We start from the raw sequence: 15503 nt of genomic DNA, 5'->3' as shown, positions 1-15503 counted from the left end.
TGACCAGATCGTTATTCCCGACGCCTTGCTGCGAGGGGTTTGGCTGCCTAGAAGAGCGAGCGAAACAAGGCTGAAACGGCTCTTACAGACCCTTGGCGATGTAAGGGGCGACTGCCAGAGTGTCAACGCCGCCAGAAGACGCGGCCCAAAGGGAGTGGCAAGGATGCCGAAACTGACCCAACTTCTCGCAAGCGTCGCGGTTCTCGCGATGGTCTCGGGGGCCGCGATGGCCGAGGACGCGAAGACGGCGGCACCCGCCGATGCGACCCAGGCCGAGACAGCCGCCAAGCCGCGCCCCGATCTGACCGCCGATACCGTCGTGGCGACCGTGAACGGTCAGGATATTACGCTGGGCATGATGCAGACGGTACGCGACGGGCTGCCCGCGCAATACAAGTCGCTCGCGGATGACAAGCTTTTCAACGGCATTCTCGAGCAGCTGATCCAACAGACCGCACTCGCCCAGCTCGAGGAAAAGCGCATCACCCAGCGCGACAAGATCGCGCTCGAGGTTCAGAAACGGGCCTACCTGTCCGGGGCGATGCTCAACTACACCGCGGATAAGGCCGTGACGGACGAGGCGGTGCAGCAGGAATATGACGCGAAATACGCCAAGGCCGAACCGACCAAGGAATATCACGCGGCGCACATCATCGTGAAAACCAAGGAAGAGGCCGAGAAGATCAAGGCCGAGATCGATGGCGGGGCCGATTTCGCGGAAGAGGCCAAGAAGAACTCCTTCGACGGCACGGCGGCCAATGGCGGCGATCTGGGCTGGTTCAAGCTTGACGCGATGGTGAAGCCCTTCGCGGATGCGGTGGCGGGCATGAAGGATGGCGAGATCGTCGGCCCGGTCCAGACGCAATATGGCTGGCACGTGATCAAGCTGATCGGCACCAAGCTCGTCGATGCGCCCAAGCTCGCGGATGTGCGCGACGAGCTCGAAGGCGATATCCGTCAGGCTGCGGTGGAAAAGCGCGTGAAGGATGTTGTGGACGGCGCGAAAATCGAGAAGATGACCGACGGGATTGATCCGTCCATTCTCAAGGATCAGTCCATCCTCGGAAGCAACTGATCGACAAGAGGCGGGCGCGATGGCCAAGAAGAAATCGAAGGACGACAAAGAGCTCAAGACCAAGGTCAAAAAGCTGCGCGCCAAGGTAAAGGCGCTGAAGTCCGATCTCGCCACCTCCGCGCCCGCCCCGATCAAGACGAAGGCCGTGACGGTCTCGCCGCTCGCGCCAGAGGCCTTCCCCGCGATGCCGCAGATTGCCGGTGTTGAATTCGCCTCCGCCGCGGCGGGGGTGAAATATGCGGGCCGCACCGATGTGATGCTGGCCAAGGTCGCTCCGGGATCTTCGATCGCGGGCGTTTTCACCACCTCCTCGACCCGGGCGGCTTGCGTTCTGGATTGTCAGGAAAAGCTGAAAATACGTGTGCCGCAAGGCGCCGGCGCCGCGATCATCGTCAATTCGGGCAATGCGAATGCCTTTACGGGCAAGCTTGGCCAGAAAGCCGTGGACCTTGTGACCGAAGGCGTCGCGAAGGCGCTCGATCTGCCTGCGAGCCGTGTATTTTCCTCTTCGACCGGGGTGATTGGCGAACCCCTGCCCTATGAGAAGATCATCCTCGCGATCGACACTCTGGCCGAGCGCCTGTCGCCCGCCGGAATCGAGGATGCCGCACGCGCGATCATGACGACCGACACCTATCCGAAAGGCGCCTGCGCGACCGTTCAGGGCGAGGGCGGCGAAATCAAGATCGCCGGGATCGCCAAGGGCTCGGGGATGATCGCGCCCAACATGGCGACGATGCTGGTCTATATCTTCACCGACGCAAAGATCACGCCCGCGCGGCTGCAACGGATGCTCTCGCGCCAGGTGGAGGACACGTTCAACGCGATCACCGTGGATAGCGACACTTCGACCTCGGACGCGCTCATCGTGGCCGCAACGGGGCAATCCGAAGCCGCCGAGATTTCCGATCTGCGCAGTCAGGTCGCGAAGGATTTCGAGGCCGGTCTTCGCGCGGTGATGATGGATCTCGCCCATCAGGTCGTGAAGGATGGCGAAGGCGCCACCAAGTTCGTCGAGATCCGCGTGACCCGCGCCGCCTCGGCCGAGGATGCCCACAAGGTCGCGATGGCGGTGGCGAACTCGCCGCTGGTGAAGACCGCGATCGCGGGCGAGGACGCAAACTGGGGCCGCGTCGTGGCTGCCATCGGCAAGTCCGGCGCCAAGGCGGATCGCGACAAGCTGACGATCTCGTTCGGGCATATGGTGCTGGCCGAGAAGGGCTGGCGCGTGCCGGATTATTCCGAAGAAAAGGCAAGCGCCTACATGAAGAATCCGGAACTGGTGATTGGCGTCGATCTGGGGCTGGGCCGCGCATCGAAATCCGTCTGGACCTGCGATCTGACCCATCGCTACATCGACATCAACGCGGATTACCGTTCGTGAAGGTGGTTCTGGTTTCGGCGGTCGCGCTGATCGACGTGGACGGGCGCGTGCTTCTTGCACAGCGCCCGGAAGGAAAGTCGATGGCAGGTCTTTGGGAGTTTCCCGGCGGCAAGGTGGAACCCGGTGAAACCCCTGAGGCCGCGTTGATCCGTGAGCTCGACGAGGAACTCGGTATCCGCACCCATGAGAGCTGCCTCGCGCCGCTGACCTTCGCAAGCCACGCCTATGACGATTTCCACCTGCTGATGCCACTCTTTGCCTGCCGGAAATGGGAAGGGACTCTGGTTCCGCAAGAGGGCCAGACCCTCACCTGGGCCCGCGCGAAAGATCTGCGCGACTACCCGATGCCGCCAGCCGACATCCCCCTGATTCCGATCCTGCGCGACTGGCTCTGACCTGTCCGCTCGCGGTTTGGGCGGAAACTCCCCCTGAATGCCCACAAAACCGGAAAAACCGGTTTATTGCATTTGCGTTTCGTAAAGGGCTTGAGGTTTAATCTCCCGCCATAGGGAGGTGGGAAAAATGCTCAGAACCATTCTGATCGGCAGCAGCGTCTCGATCCAGGGCGTCTTCGAGCGTCAACTGGACTGTGGGCGTATCCTCGTTCGCGTGGGCGATTCGCTCTTCGCGGGTCGTCCCGTCAGCGCCTGATCTGCCCCGGCGCGGCAAGACCGAACCGAATTCTGCTGCCAAACAAGAACGGGGGCCCGAAGGCCCCCGTTTTCATTTCTCTCGCCACAAGGGTCAGAGCGAACGCTCGACCTCTTCGCGCTCGAAGATCTCGATGACATCGCCGGGGCGGATATCGTCGTAATTCTCGAAGGCCATGCCGCATTCCTGGCCCGACTGCACTTCCTTGACCTCGTCCTTGAAGCGCTTGAGCGTCTTGAGCGTGCCTTCGTGGATGACCACGTTGTCGCGCAGCAGGCGCACACCGGCCGAACGGCGGGCGACACCCTCGGTGACGAGACAGCCCGCGACCTTGCCGACGCCGGTGACCTTGAAGACTTCCTTGATCTCGGCATAGCCGATGAAGTTCTCGCGGATCTCGGCCGACAGGAGGCCCGAAGCGGCGGCTTTGATATCGTCCACCAGATCATAGATGATCGAGTAGTAACGGATCTCGACGCCCTTCTGGTTCGCGGCGTTACGCGCAGGCGCATTCGCACGCACGTTGAAGCCGATGACCGGCGCGTTCGAGGCCTCGGCCAGCGTGATATCGGACTCGGTGATCGCACCGACGCCCGAATGAATCACGCGAACGCGGACTTCCTCGTTGCCGACCTTCTCGAGCGCCTGAACGATCGCTTCGGTCGAGCCCTGCACATCGGCCTTCACGATGACCTGAAGCTCGGACACGCTCTCGTCGGCCTTGGCCTTCGCCATAAGCTGCTCAAGCGTCGTCGCGGCACCAGCGGCAGCGCGTTTGTCCTTGGCGGCCTGCTCACGGTAATCGGCGATCTCGCGGGCCTGAGCCTCGGTCTCGACGACGTTGAGCACGTCACCGGCCTCGGGCGTGCCGTTCAGGCCGAGCACCTCGACCGGAACCGACGGGCCGGCCTCATCGACGCGGTCGCCCTTGTCGTTGATCAGCGCGCGGACCTTACCCCACTGCTCGCCCACGACGAAGATATCGCCGCGCTTGAGCGTGCCGTGCTGCACGAGAACCGTCGCGACCGGACCACGACCCACATCGAGCTTGGCCTCGATCACAGCGCCTTGCGCGGCACGATCGGGGTTGGCCTGAAGCTCGAGGATCTCGGCCTGAAGCGCAATCGCCTCGAGCAGTTCGTCGAGTCCCTTGCCGGTCTTGGCCGAAACTTCCACGTCCTGCACGTCGCCCGACATCTCTTCGACGACGACTTCGTGCTGGAGCAGCTCGGTACGGACCTTCTGCGGGTTCGCATCGGGCTTGTCGCATTTGTTGATCGCCACGATCATCGGCACTTTCGCGGCCTTGGCATGGTTGATGGCTTCGATCGTCTGCGGCATCACCGAGTCGTCCGCCGCGACCACCAGCACGACGATATCCGTCACGTTGGCGCCGCGCGCACGCATCGAGGTGAAGGCCGCGTGGCCGGGCGTGTCGAGGAAAGTCAGAACCGCGCCGCTCTCGGTGGTGACCTGGTAGGCCCCGATATGCTGCGTGATGCCGCCCGCTTCGCCCGAAACGACATTGGCATGACGGATCGCGTCGAGCAGCGAGGTCTTGCCGTGGTCGACGTGCCCCATGATCGTCACGATCGGCGGGCGCGGCTGGAGGTCTTCAGCCTTGTCCTTGACGGTGTCGATCACCTGTTCCACGTCCGCATCCGAAACGCGCACTGCCTTGTGGCCGAATTCCTCGATCACAAGCTCGGCGGTGTCGGCGTCGATGGTCTGGTTGGCCGTGACCATCATGCCCATCTTCATCAGCGTCTTGACCACGTCCGCGCCGCGTTCGGCCATACGGTTGGCCAGTTCCGAGACCATGATGGTTTCGGGAAGCTGAACTTCGCGGCTCTGCTTCTCGGCACGGCTGGACCCGCCCATCGCCTTCTGGCGCGCGCGTTCCTGCTTGCGCTTCATCGCGGCGAGCGAGCGCTGGCGGCCTTCGCCGCCCGAGAGCGCATCGCTCAGCGACAGCTTGCCCGAGCGGCGGTTGCCATCGTCACGGCCCTTGCCGCCACGGGTGTCACGCTCGGGTGCGCGGGTGTCGCGCTCGCGGTCGGTCTTGCGCGGACCCGAGGCGGAAACGCCCTTGGTCTCGGCGCGCGCCGCAGCGGCCTCGACGGCGGCCTGATCGACCGGCTCGTCTTTCTTGGGGCCCGCCTTGCGGATCTCTTCTTTTTTCTTGTCGCGAAGTTCGGCCTCGCGCTTCTTGCGCTCGTCCTCTTCTGCCTTCGCCTTGAGCGCGGCTTCGCGCTCGCGCTCTTCGCGCTCCTTGGCCTCGGCCTCGGCGCGGCGACGCTCACGTTCTTCCTCGCGCGCCTTTTCCTCGGCAACGCGGGCAGCGGCCTCTTCGACTTCGCGCGCCTTGGCGGCCTGAAGGGCCTTCAGGCGACGCTCCATCTCGGCGTCCGAGATCCCGGCGGGGCGTTTCGACGGGTCGCCACCAGCCGGCTTGCCGCCCGCAGTCTTGCCGGCTCCGCCTGCCGCCGGCTTGTTCAGCACCCGCTTCTTGCCTTTCGTCTCGACCACGACGTTCTTGGTACGCCCGTGCGAGAAGCTTTGCTTCACCTGCCCGGGGCGCCCGCCGCCCAGTCCGAGAGTCTTTTTGCCGTCAGTATCGCTCATGCCGTCTTCGTATCCTTCATGGCGGACTTGCCGCCGTCCTGCTTGCGCAATCCCGCAAGCCTCGATGCGTCTTCAATCACACGCCGGGTGAGGCCACCAGCTGCAAGCGCGCCGTGTATCGCACGATCGCGCCCGAATGCCAAACCCAATTCCTGAGAGGTGAGGCAGCCGAACCAGCGCCCACCTTCGGGCGTCCACAGCTTGCCTTTTCCCCTGTCCGAGCCGTCGCTGGCCTGGAGCAGCACTTTCGCGCGTCCTTCGGCCAGCCAGCCCTTGACCTTTTCGAAGCCGACAACTGCCTTGCCAGCCTTTCGCTCCAGAGAAATAAGATCGACAACGCGACTGGCAAGGGCCTGCTCGACCATTTCCACCAGATTTTCAGGGGTTTTCGCGGGCGCCTTGGCGGCGCGGGCGAATAGCCCCTTCTTCATCGCGGTCTCGATCGCGGCCCGATCAGAGGTGATCCAGATCCCCCGGCCGGGCAGTTTTTCCGCCACGTCCGGATAGATCATCCCGTCCGGTCCGAGCACGAAACGGACAAGCCCAGCCTTCGGCTGAACTTCGCCCGTGACGATGCAGCGCCGTTCGGGATCACTATGCTCTTTCGGCTTGCCGCCGCGACTCATCTTGCTTCCTCTCCGGTTGGGCCCGAGGCTTACGCCTCGGCCTCCTCCTCGGTGTCTTCCGCTTCACCCTCGTCCTCGGCTTCCAGCTCCGAGGGATCGACCCAGCCAAGCTGGATGCGCGCGGTCATGATCAGGTTCTGCGCCTCTTCGAGGCTCACATCGAATTTCTCGAGCAGACCATCGTCTTTCACACGCGCTCCGTCGACCGTGGTCCAGCCGCCGGCCAGTTCCCAGTCGGCGCAGGTCGCGAAGTCTTCCAGCGTCTTGATGCCGTCCTTGGCCAGCGCTTCGATCATCTGCGGGGTCAGACCCTCGAAATCGAAGAGCGACTGTTCGACGCCCATCTCGCGCGCGGCTTCGAGAGCCTTGCGGTTCTGTTCCTCGATCACGTCGCGGGCGCGGGCTTGCAGCTCTTCGGCCGTGCCCTCGTCCACGCCTTCGATCGACAGGAGTTCGTCCATGTCGACATAGGCCACTTCCTCAAGCGAGGTGAAGCCTTCCGCCACCAGAAGCTGTGCAAAGAACTCGTCGATATCGAGCGCGTCGACGAAGAGCTTGGTGCGCTCTGCGAACTCGGCCTGACGGCGTGCCGATTCCTCGGCCTCGGTCAGGATGTCGATGTCGAGCCCGGTCAGCTGCGAGGCCAGACGCACGTTCTGACCACGGCGGCCGATGGCGAGCGAAAGCTGCTCATCGGGGACCACGACCTCGATCTTGCCCGCTTCCTCGTCGATCACCACTTTCGACACTTCGGCCGGCTGCAGCGCGTTCACGAGGAAGGTCGCCTGATCTTCGTTCCACGGGATGATGTCGATCTTCTCGCCCTGAAGTTCACCGACGACAGCCTGCACGCGCGAGCCGCGCATACCGACACAGGCGCCGACCGGGTCGATCGAGTTGTCGTGGCTGATCACGCCGATCTTCGCGCGCGAACCCGGATCACGGGCCACAGCCTTGATCTCGATGATGCCGTCGTAGATTTCCGGCACTTCCATCTTGAACAGCTCGGCCATGAATTCCGGCGCGGTGCGCGACAGGAAGACCTGCGGGCCACGGGTCTCGCGGCGCACGTCCTTCACATAGGCGCGGATGCGGTCGTTCGGGCGATAGCTCTCGCGGCCGATCTTCTCGTTGCGGCGCAGGATCGCTTCGCCACGACCGATATCGACGATGATATTGCCGTATTCCTCGCGCTTGACGACGCCGTTGATGATCGTGCCGACGCGGTCCTTGAACTCTTCGTACTGGCGATCACGCTCGGCTTCGCGGACCTTCTGCAGGATGACCTGCTTGGCCGATTGCGCGGCGATCCGGCCCAGATCGACCGGCGGAACCTCGTCCACGATCGTGTCGCCGATCTGCGGATCGTCAAGATACTGCTTCGCCTGCTCGACGGTCAGCTCGGCCTGGTAGTTCTCCAGCTCTTCATCGGCGACGACGGTGCGCACGCGGGTGAAGGTCGCCTTGCCGGTCTTGCGGTCGATCGAGACGCGGATGTCCATCTCGGCGCCGTAACGCGACTTCGCGGCGCGTGCGAGGCTCTCCTCCATCGCCTGGATCACCAGATCCGGGTCGATCATCTTCTCGCGGGCCACGGCTTCGGCGGTCTGCAGAAGCTCAAGCTGGTTGGCTGCGGTAATGGCCATCTCAGGTCTCCTCCTCGGGGGATTCGTCAATCTCGTCAAATTCGTTTTCGTCGATGCCCTCGGCCACTTTCTTCTGGCGCAGCATCTCGGTGATCAGGTCGTCGGTCAGCACGAGCTTCGCATCGGCGAGAAGGTCGAAATTGAGGCCGATCACGACCTCTTCGCCCTGGTCCTCGATTTCGATCAGGGCCTCGTCGCCCTCGGTGCCGCGCAGGATACCCTTGAAGCGCTTGCGCCCGTCGATCGGCTCGGTGGTCTCGATCTTCGCCTCGTAGCCTTCCCAGATATCGAAATCCTTGAGCCGCGTCAGCGGACGGTCGATGCCGGGCGAGGAAACCTCGAGCGTATACTTGTCCTCAATCGGGTCTTCCACGTCGAGCGCGGCCGAGACGGCGGTCGAGATCGCGGCGCAATCGTCCACGACGATTCCGCCTTCGGGGCGGTCGGCCATGATCTGAAGCGTGGCCGTCTTGCCGCCCTGCAGCCGCAGCCGCACGAGCTCGAAGCCCAGCCCCTCGATCACGGGGGTCACGATCTCGGCCAGACGCCGGTCGATGGCGGTCTTGGCGATCAGGTCGGTCATGTCTTTCTTTCCGATCCTACAAAACAAAAAACGGGCCCTTGCGGCCCGTCACACGTTTCCGGTGGGCGTCAGGTTTGGACCCCGGCGCGCCGCTGTTGAAGGCGATATAGTCCTGCGCGGCAGATTCCGCAAGCTAAACTTCAGGACCGGTTGTCGCGCCAGACCCGGAAGTTGAGCGCCGAGGCAAGGCTCAGCCACGCGAGATAGGGGATCACCAGTAGCCCCGCAATCAGATCGAGCCGGAAGAAGGCCATCATCATCGCGACCACCGCGACCCACAGACAGGCCAGCACCGCCATCCCCATCCCAAGCCGATGCGCGCCGAAGAACACGGGCGTCCAGAGCGTGTTGAGCGCGATCTGCACGGCAAACAGCGCCAGCGCGATCTGGCTACCCTCGACGCCCGCCACGCGGGCCGCCGCATAGGCGACCGAGACATAGAGATAGGTCCAGGCGACCGGGAAGACCCAGTTTGGCGGGGTGAAGCCGGGCTTGTTCAGCCCGAGATACCAATCCCCGGGCTTGAAGATGATGCCGGTCGCCGCCGCGGCCGCGGAGGCAAGGAGGAAAAGCGCAAAGAATGTGAGCATCATGCGGTGGGCTCCGATCGAAATCCCGATGAATCAGGATCTAAGCGCATCCATCGCGCGGACAAGCCCGGCAGTGATCCCCGGCTCGCTCAGCGCATGACCGGACATCGGCACGAGCTGCAATTCCGCCCGCGCCCAGCCCTGCGCCAGACGATGCGCCGAGATCGGCGGACAGATCATGTCGAGCCGCCCCTGCACGATCTTCGTCGGGATATGTTCGATCCGGTGCCGGTCTCGCAGGATCTGGTCGTCTTCCTCGAGGAAAGCGCCGTTCTGGAAATAGTGGTTCTCGAGCCGCGCGAAAGCGCGCGCGTAATCCGAGGAGGCCTCGCCGGGCGGGCCATCGAAGGCCACCGAGGCCAGCGCGTTCTCCCACATCGCCCAATGGCGGCCATAGCGCGCCTCGGCCATGTAATCGCCCGAGAAGAGCCGCTTGTGATAGGCCCCGATCAGGTCATGCTGTTCGCCTTCCGGGATCGGGCGTCGGAAATTCGCCCAGAGATCGGGATAGAACTGCCCCGCGCCGCCGCCATAGAACCACTCGAGCTCGGCCTTCGTGGCGAGGAACACCCCACGCAGAATCAGCGCCTCGACCCGGTCGGGATGCGCCTCGGCATAGAGCAGCGCCAGTGTCGCCCCCCAGCTGCCGCCGAAAACCATCCACTGATTGATGCCCAGCTCCTGCCGGATCTGCTCCATATCCGCGATCAGGTGCCAGGTCGTGTTGGCCGTCACGCTCGCATGGGGGCGCGAGAGCCCGCAGCCGCGCTGGTCGAACAGGATGATCCGGTAATGGCGCGGATCGAAGAAACGCCGCATCGTGGGCGAACAACCGCCCCCCGGCCCACCATGGCAGACCACGACCGGCTGGCCCTCGGGATGACCCGATTGCTCGACATAAAGCACATGGCCGTCGCCCACATCGATCCGGCGCTGATCGAAAGGTTCGACCGGCGGATAGAGATGGGCGCCCGATGCGCGCTTTTGCCCTGCAGTTCTGTCCATGGCTGAACTATATAGATCAAACGAAGCGCCCGCCATGGGCGGATCGCAATTGAGCGCGAGGAGAGAGATGGCAGATCCGGCAAACAGCATCGACCCCAGCGAAGTCGCCAAGTTCGAGGCGATGGCGGCGGAATGGTGGGATCCGAACGGCAAGTTCAAGCCGCTGCATATGCTCAATCCCTGCAGGCTCGACTACATCACCACCCAGATCGCGACGCAGTTTGACCGCGACCTGAAAGCACCCCGCCCGTTTGAAGGCCTGCGCCTTCTCGATATCGGCTGCGGCGGCGGGCTGCTGGCCGAGCCGATGGCGCGGCTGGGCGCGACGGTCGTGGGCGCCGACGCGGCCGAACGCAATATCCCCGTGGCGCAGCTTCACGCCGAACAATCGGGCCTCGAGATCGACTACCGCCACTGCGCCGCCGAGGATCTGGCCGCCAGCGGCGAGCAGTTCGACGTGGTCCTGGCGATGGAGATCATCGAGCATGTCGCCGACCCGCAGGGCTTCGTGAACACGATCCAGAGCCTTTTGAGACCGGGCGGGCTGATGCTCTGCTCGACGCTGAATCGCAATCCCAAAAGCTACATGGTCGCGATCATCGGCGCCGAGCATGTCATGCGCTGGCTGCCCAAGGGCACACATGAATGGTCGAAATTCATCACCCCCGATGAGCTCTACGATCTGACGCGAAACGCGCAGCTCGACCCGATCGACCGGCGCGGCATGGTCTTCAACCCGCTCAGCTGGCGCTGGTCGCTCTCGGAGCGCGATCTCTCGGTGAACTACGCCATCGCTGCGGTGAAGCGGTAAGGGGCGCTGCCCCTCTTCGCCTTCGCGAATTCACCCCGGGATATTTCTACCAAGAGGAAGGGGAGGTCTGGTCTTCCTCTTGGTAGAAATATTCCGGGGGAGACTGCCCTCAGGCAGTCGGGGGCAGCGCCCCCTCTTATCGTTTTGTCACCCTAGGGCGACGGGGACAGCGCCCCCCTTACTTCTTCTTCGGACGGAAGGCTTCGATCCGCGCGGGATCGGTCTCGATATAGGCCGCGCCGATCAGGTCGAGGCAATAGGGCACCGCGGCGAAGACCGCATCGAGGCAGGTCGCGATGGCCGAGGGTTTGCCCGGAACCATGATAATCAGCGACTTGCCCGCGATGCCCGCCGATTGGCGCGACAGGATGGCGGTGGGCACTTCGAGAAGCGAGGCGCGGCGCATTTCTTCGCCGAACCCTGCGAGCTCCTTCTCGATCACGTCCATGCAGCCTTCGGGCGTCTCGTCGCGCGGCGCGGGGCCGGTGCCACCGGTGATCAGGATCAGGTCGGCCTCGGCCGCGACGAGTTCGCGCAGCTTTGCCGCCACCGAGTCGCGCCCATCTGGGATGATGTGGCGTTCGATTTCGAGCGGCGAGGTGACCACGCCGCGCAGGTAGTCCTCGCAGCCCGGACCGCCCTTGTCCTCGTATTCGCCGCGGCTCGCGCGGTCGGAGACGGTGACGATGGCGGCCTTGGGCTGCGAAAAGCTCATTTCTTCACTCGCGCGTTGCGGGTCGCGATCAGCTTCAGGCGCAGCGCGTTGAGCTGGATGAAGCCCGCGGCATCTTTCTGATCGTAGGCGCCTGCATCTTCCTCGAAGGTCACATGGGCCTCGGAATAGAGCGAGTAATCCGACCAACGCGCCACGGTCCGGGCCGCGCCCTTGAAGAGCATCAGCTTGACCGTACCGGTCACATATTCCTGCGTCTTGTCGATCAGAGCCTGCAGCGCCTCGCGTTCGGGCGAGAACCAGAAACCGTTATAGATCAGCTCGGCATAGCGCGGCATGATCGAGTCCTTCAGATGACCCGCGCCGGAATCCAGCGTGATCTGCTCGATGCCACGGTGAGCCTCCAGAAGGATCGTGCCGCCGGGGGTCTCGTAGACACCGCGCGACTTCATGCCGACGAAGCGGTTCTCGACGAAATCGAGACGACCGATGCCGTGCTTCTTGCCGTATTCGTTGAGCTTGGTGAGGATCGTCGCCGGGCTCATCGCCTCGCCGTTGATCGACACCGCGTCGCCCTCCTCGAAACCGATCTCGATATATTCGGGCTCGTTCGGGGCCTGCGACACCGGGTCGTCGGTGCGCTGGTAGACATAGTCGGGGGCCATGTCGCCGGGGTTTTCCAGAACCTTGCCCTCGGAGGAGGTGTGCAGCAGGTTCGCATCGACCGAGAAGGGCGCTTCGCCGCGCTTGTCCTTGGCGATCGGGATCTGGTTCGCCTCGGCGAATTCCAGCAGTTTCGTGCGCGAGGTCAGATCCCATTCCCGCCAGGGCGCGATCACCTTGATCGAGGGATCGAGCGCGTAGGCCGACAGCTCGAAGCGCACCTGATCGTTGCCCTTGCCGGTCGCGCCATGCGCCACCGCATCGGCGCCGTGCTGATGCGCGATCTCGACGAGGTGCTTGGAGATCAGCGGGCGCGCGATCGAGGTGCCCAGCAGGTAGAGCCCTTCATAGACCGCATTGGCGCGGAACATCGGGAAGACGAAATCGCGGACGAATTCTTCGCGCGCATCGAGGATGTGGATGTTCTCGGGCTTGATGCCCAGCATCTCAGCCTTGCGGCGTGCCGGTTCCAGCTCTTCACCCTGGCCGAGATCAGCGGTGTAGGTGATGACCTCGCAGCCATATTCGGTCTGGAGCCATTTCAGGATGATCGAGGTATCGAGGCCGCCCGAATAGGCAAGCACGACTTTCTTGGGCGCGGACATGCGGCAACTCCCGTTTTTCTTGTTCCGCGTCGGGATAGTGCGTTTTTTCCCAATGGACAAGGGCCGCCCCGAAGGACGGCCCTTTCCGATTTCATCCGAACGCGGCTCAGGTCTCCGAGGTCGTGTCCACCGGCTCTTCGGTGCCCGGGTCCGTCGTTTCGGCGACGGGCTCTGCGGCGGGCGGGTCTGTGACCTCCGGCTCGGGCGCGGGCAGGTCGAGCAGCTCGTGCAGATAGGCCATCGCCTCGGGCGAGAGCGTGCGCCCGTTCGCCGCCGCCGAGAGCGCATCCTGCTCGGCCAGATCGGCCGTCGCGATCTCACCCTCGAGATCGGTCACGGCCTGCTGGGCCGACGCGAGATCGTCGGCATAGGTCTGCGCGGCCTCCATCTCGGTGTTCAGCGTGGCGATCTGCTCCTGATCGTCGGGATTCTCGGGATCGAGCCCGTCGAGATCAGCCTGGATTTCCTCGGGCGTACGCACATCCTGCGCCTCAAGACCGGCGAGCGTTTCCTGAGCGGCCGTCAGCTCTTCACCCAGCGCATCGGCTGCGAGTACCGCCGCCTGGTAAGTAGCGATGCGCCCCACCTGGCTGTTGGGCGAAGCGTTGGCGAGCGCCGTCGGGCTTGCGTGAGCCGCGTTCAGCCCCTTGAGCTCGGAGGCGAGTGCGCCGTGATTGCGCAGCTCATCCTCGCTGAGCGCGGGCTTGCCATGGGGGCGCGGCGAATCCGAAACCGCATATTCGGTCGGCGTGGTGGAGCGCTTGGCTGCCGAAGTCTGAGTGCGCGACGCGGTGCGTTGCGCGTTCTGGGCCCGGTTCTGCGCCTTGCCCCCGCTGAAGAGGTCATCGAGGAACTTCGCCGGACCACTGCCGGTGGTCTTGGCCGAACCCGAATTGCCGCGCGTCGACGCATTGCCGGCCGAAGCGGACTTACCAGCCGAGCCGGAGTTGCCATTCCCGCCGCCATTCCCATTTCCACCGCCGTTACCGCCGCCGTTTCCGCCACCGTTGCCACCGCCGTTACCGTTCTTGGCCATGGCAATATCCGCGCCAGTGAAGTGGCTAGTCGCAATCGGCGCGAGCACGAAGCTCGCAGCGACCATTGCGACGATCGAATATTTCTTTAGGCTCATCACGCCCTCCCAAGACGCTGATTTCAGTCAAACTCTCACCATGGTTAAACCGCAATTGGGGCCAAAACGAGGCGATTTTCCACGATGCGCAGGGCCTTGCCGAACCGAAGTCGCGCCTGCGCGAAGATCCGCCGAATCGCCTTATCCCTTGCAAGATGGCCCCGGCTTGGGCATGGCTTTGACATGAGTGAATTTGCCCTCTCCGCCCTTGCCGCCACCCGTGCCCTGCGTGCGCTTTTCGAGCCCACGCCGCTTCAGCGCAATGACCATCTCTCGGCGCGGTTCGGCGCGGAGATCTGGCTCAAGCGCGAGGATCTGACGCCGGTGCGCAGCTACAAGCTGCGTGGCGCTTTCACCGCGATGCGCAAACTGCGCGAGAGCGACCCGGAGGCCAGCCATTTCGTCTGTGCGAGCGCGGGCAACCACGCGCAAGGCGTCGCCTTCGCCTGCCGTCATTTCGGGGTAAAGGGCACGATCTTCATGCCCGTAACGACCCCGCAACAGAAGATCGACAAAACCAAGACCTTCGGCGGTGATGCGATCGAGATCGTGCTCACGGGCGACTATTTCGACGACACGCTGGCCGCCGCGCAGGAATTTTGCGCAAAGGCCGGGGCGCATTTTCTGGCCCCCTTCGACGACCCCTCGGTGATAGAGGGACAGGCTTCGGTCGGGGTCGAGATCCTCGATCAGATGGGCGAGGCGCCCGATCTGGTGATCCTGCCGGTTGGGGGGGGCGGTCTGGCCGCGGGGGTGACGGGCTACCTGCGCGCAACCGCTCCCGCGACCGAGTTCCGTTTCGTCGAACCCTTGGGCGGGGCGAGCCTGACAGCCGCGGTCGCGGCGGGCCATCCGGTCACGCTGGATCATGTGAACAGCTTCGTCGACGGGGCCGCGGTCGCGCGGATCGGCGCGCGCCCCTTCGCAGAGCTTGGCTGGGTCACGCCCGAAATGATCCATCTCGCGCCCGAGGACCGGATCTGCATCACCATGCTCGAGATGCTCAATGTCGAGGGGATCGTGCTTGAGCCCGCCGGCGCAATGTCGATCGACATCCTGCCCGAGCTGGCCGAGGAAATTCGCGGCAAGCGGGTGGTCTGCATCACATCCGGAGGCAATTTCGATTTCGAACGCCTGCCCGAGGTGCGCGAGCGCGCACAGCGCTATTCCGGATTGAAGAAATACTTCATCCTGCGCCTGCCGCAGCGCCCCGGCGCGCTGCGCGACTTTCTTGAGATGCTCGGCCCCGATGACGACATCGCACGTTTCGAATACCTGAAGAAATCCGCGCGCAATTTCGGCTCGGTCCTGATCGGGATCGAAACCAAACGGGCAGAGAATTTCACCGAGCTCTTCGCCAAGCTCGATGCCGAGGGCTTCATCTGGCGCGACATCACCGAAGACGAAACGCTCGCCGAGTTCCTGATCTGAGCT

Annotated in this window: 14 protein-coding genes and 2 pseudogenes; 6 read left to right on the top strand and 10 right to left on the bottom strand. The window is 63.8% G+C overall.

The features are described from left to right. Positions 1 to 163: 163 nt before the first annotated feature. The 4 genes from BMG00_RS09855 (at position 164) to BMG00_RS17875 (ending at position 3110) form a co-directional block, all read left to right on the top strand. Positions 164 to 1075 carry a peptidylprolyl isomerase gene (locus BMG00_RS09855; protein WP_078574168.1) on the top strand — a complete coding sequence of 304 codons (912 nt, stop codon included), beginning with the start codon at positions 164 to 166 and terminating at the stop codon, positions 1073 to 1075. Positions 1076 to 1094: 19 nt separating this feature from the next. Continuing rightward, complete coding sequence (gene argJ / locus BMG00_RS09850; protein WP_078574167.1) at positions 1095 to 2459, top strand: bifunctional glutamate N-acetyltransferase/amino-acid acetyltransferase ArgJ; 1365 nt, start codon at positions 1095 to 1097, stop codon at positions 2457 to 2459. Then, the gene (locus tag BMG00_RS09845) at positions 2456 to 2854 is read left to right on the top strand and encodes a (deoxy)nucleoside triphosphate pyrophosphohydrolase (RefSeq protein WP_078574166.1); all 399 of its coding nucleotides are present in this window, start codon (positions 2456 to 2458) and stop codon (positions 2852 to 2854) included. The genes argJ and BMG00_RS09845 overlap by 4 nt, the downstream gene beginning before the upstream one ends. A 127-nt stretch (positions 2855 to 2981) precedes the next feature. Then, positions 2982 to 3110, top strand: a complete 129-nt coding sequence (locus BMG00_RS17875; protein ID WP_093469965.1) for a hypothetical protein — start codon at positions 2982 to 2984, stop codon at positions 3108 to 3110. A 93-nt stretch (positions 3111 to 3203) separates the two neighbouring features. Here the strand turns inward: BMG00_RS17875 and infB are convergent. The 7 genes and pseudogenes from infB to pip form a co-directional block, all read right to left on the bottom strand. Beyond that, positions 3204 to 5108 (bottom strand): annotated as a pseudogene (gene infB / locus BMG00_RS09840) (translation initiation factor IF-2); the annotation flags it as partial. A gap of 191 nt (positions 5109 to 5299) precedes the next feature. Then, a pseudogene (locus tag BMG00_RS17935) lies at positions 5300 to 5735 on the bottom strand (translation initiation factor IF-2 associated domain-containing protein); the annotation flags it as partial. Then, complete coding sequence (locus tag BMG00_RS09835) at positions 5732 to 6361, bottom strand: RNA-binding protein (RefSeq protein ID WP_078526905.1); 630 nt, start codon at positions 6359 to 6361, stop codon at positions 5732 to 5734. The pseudogene BMG00_RS17935 and the gene BMG00_RS09835, both read right to left, overlap by 4 nt. A gap of 29 nt (positions 6362 to 6390) precedes the next feature. Continuing rightward, a complete protein-coding gene (gene nusA / locus BMG00_RS09830; RefSeq protein WP_078526890.1) occupies positions 6391 to 8007 on the bottom strand; it encodes a transcription termination factor NusA in 1617 nt (538 codons plus the stop codon). Position 8008: 1 nt separating this feature from the next. Continuing rightward, positions 8009 to 8590 carry a ribosome maturation factor RimP gene (gene rimP, locus BMG00_RS09825; RefSeq protein ID WP_078574165.1) on the bottom strand — a complete coding sequence of 194 codons (582 nt, stop codon included), beginning with the start codon at positions 8588 to 8590 and terminating at the stop codon, positions 8009 to 8011. A 140-nt stretch (positions 8591 to 8730) separates the two neighbouring features. Then, on the bottom strand, positions 8731 to 9183 hold the full coding sequence (gene tspO / locus BMG00_RS09820; protein WP_211274118.1) for a tryptophan-rich sensory protein TspO: 453 nt from the start codon (positions 9181 to 9183) through the stop codon (positions 8731 to 8733). A gap of 30 nt (positions 9184 to 9213) precedes the next feature. Then, complete coding sequence (gene pip, locus BMG00_RS09815) at positions 9214 to 10185, bottom strand: prolyl aminopeptidase (protein ID WP_078574164.1); 972 nt, start codon at positions 10183 to 10185, stop codon at positions 9214 to 9216. Between the two features lie 67 nt (positions 10186 to 10252). On the opposite strand from pip, the gene ubiG reads away from it, so the two are divergent. Then, entirely contained in the window at positions 10253 to 10996 is a 744-nt protein-coding gene (gene ubiG, locus BMG00_RS09810) for a bifunctional 2-polyprenyl-6-hydroxyphenol methylase/3-demethylubiquinol 3-O-methyltransferase UbiG (protein WP_078574163.1), read from the top strand. A gap of 178 nt (positions 10997 to 11174) precedes the next feature. Here ubiG and mog read toward each other — a convergent pair whose 3' ends face one another. The 3 genes from mog to BMG00_RS09795 all read right to left on the bottom strand — a co-directional run bounded on the left by mog (position 11175) and on the right by BMG00_RS09795 (position 14069). Continuing rightward, positions 11175 to 11711 (bottom strand): molybdopterin adenylyltransferase, encoded by a 537-nt coding sequence (gene mog / locus BMG00_RS09805; protein ID WP_078526869.1) that lies wholly within the window; start codon positions 11709 to 11711, stop codon positions 11175 to 11177. Next, entirely contained in the window at positions 11708 to 12937 is a 1230-nt protein-coding gene (locus BMG00_RS09800; protein WP_078574162.1) for an argininosuccinate synthase, read from the bottom strand. Before BMG00_RS09800 ends, mog begins: the two co-directional genes overlap by 4 nt. Positions 12938 to 13043: 106 nt before the next feature. Beyond that, positions 13044 to 14069 (bottom strand): hypothetical protein, encoded by a 1026-nt coding sequence (locus BMG00_RS09795; RefSeq protein ID WP_093469962.1) that lies wholly within the window; start codon positions 14067 to 14069, stop codon positions 13044 to 13046. Between the two features lie 183 nt (positions 14070 to 14252). Here BMG00_RS09795 and ilvA point away from each other — a divergent pair, with 183 nt between their 5' ends. Then, positions 14253 to 15500, top strand: a complete 1248-nt coding sequence (gene ilvA, locus BMG00_RS09785; RefSeq protein ID WP_078574159.1) for a threonine ammonia-lyase IlvA — start codon at positions 14253 to 14255, stop codon at positions 15498 to 15500. Positions 15501 to 15503 lie beyond the last annotated feature (3 nt).

Source organism: Thioclava marina (assembly GCF_002020135.1).
Taxonomy (GTDB): Bacteria; Pseudomonadota; Alphaproteobacteria; order Rhodobacterales; family Rhodobacteraceae; genus Thioclava; species Thioclava marina.
Note: the sequence above shows the minus strand (reverse complement) of the source record. Positions and strands in the feature narration are given on the sequence as shown.

Bases quoted from the DNA above. Each gene is read 5' to 3' on its own strand.
- BMG00_RS09855 (WP_078574168.1), top strand. From the start codon at position 164: ATGCCGAAACTGACCCAACTTCTCGCAAGCGTCGCGGTTCTCGCGATG.
- argJ (WP_078574167.1), top strand. From the start codon at position 1,095: ATGGCCAAGAAGAAATCGAAGGACGACAAAGAGCTCAAGACCAAGGTC.
- BMG00_RS17875 (WP_093469965.1), top strand. From the start codon at position 2,982: ATGCTCAGAACCATTCTGATCGGCAGCAGCGTCTCGATCCAGGGCGTC.
- BMG00_RS09835 (WP_078526905.1), bottom strand. From the start codon at position 6,361: ATGAGTCGCGGCGGCAAGCCGAAAGAGCATAGTGATCCCGAACGGCGC.
- nusA (WP_078526890.1), bottom strand. From the start codon at position 8,007: ATGGCCATTACCGCAGCCAACCAGCTTGAGCTTCTGCAGACCGCCGAA.
- rimP (WP_078574165.1), bottom strand. From the start codon at position 8,590: ATGACCGACCTGATCGCCAAGACCGCCATCGACCGGCGTCTGGCCGAG.
- tspO (WP_211274118.1), bottom strand. From the start codon at position 9,183: ATGATGCTCACATTCTTTGCGCTTTTCCTCCTTGCCTCCGCGGCCGCG.
- pip (WP_078574164.1), bottom strand. From the start codon at position 10,185: ATGGACAGAACTGCAGGGCAAAAGCGCGCATCGGGCGCCCATCTCTAT.
- ubiG (WP_078574163.1), top strand. From the start codon at position 10,253: ATGGCAGATCCGGCAAACAGCATCGACCCCAGCGAAGTCGCCAAGTTC.
- mog (WP_078526869.1), bottom strand. From the start codon at position 11,711: ATGAGCTTTTCGCAGCCCAAGGCCGCCATCGTCACCGTCTCCGACCGC.
- BMG00_RS09800 (WP_078574162.1), bottom strand. From the start codon at position 12,937: ATGTCCGCGCCCAAGAAAGTCGTGCTTGCCTATTCGGGCGGCCTCGAT.
- BMG00_RS09795 (WP_093469962.1), bottom strand. From the start codon at position 14,069: ATGAGCCTAAAGAAATATTCGATCGTCGCAATGGTCGCTGCGAGCTTC.
- ilvA (WP_078574159.1), top strand. From the start codon at position 14,253: ATGAGTGAATTTGCCCTCTCCGCCCTTGCCGCCACCCGTGCCCTGCGT.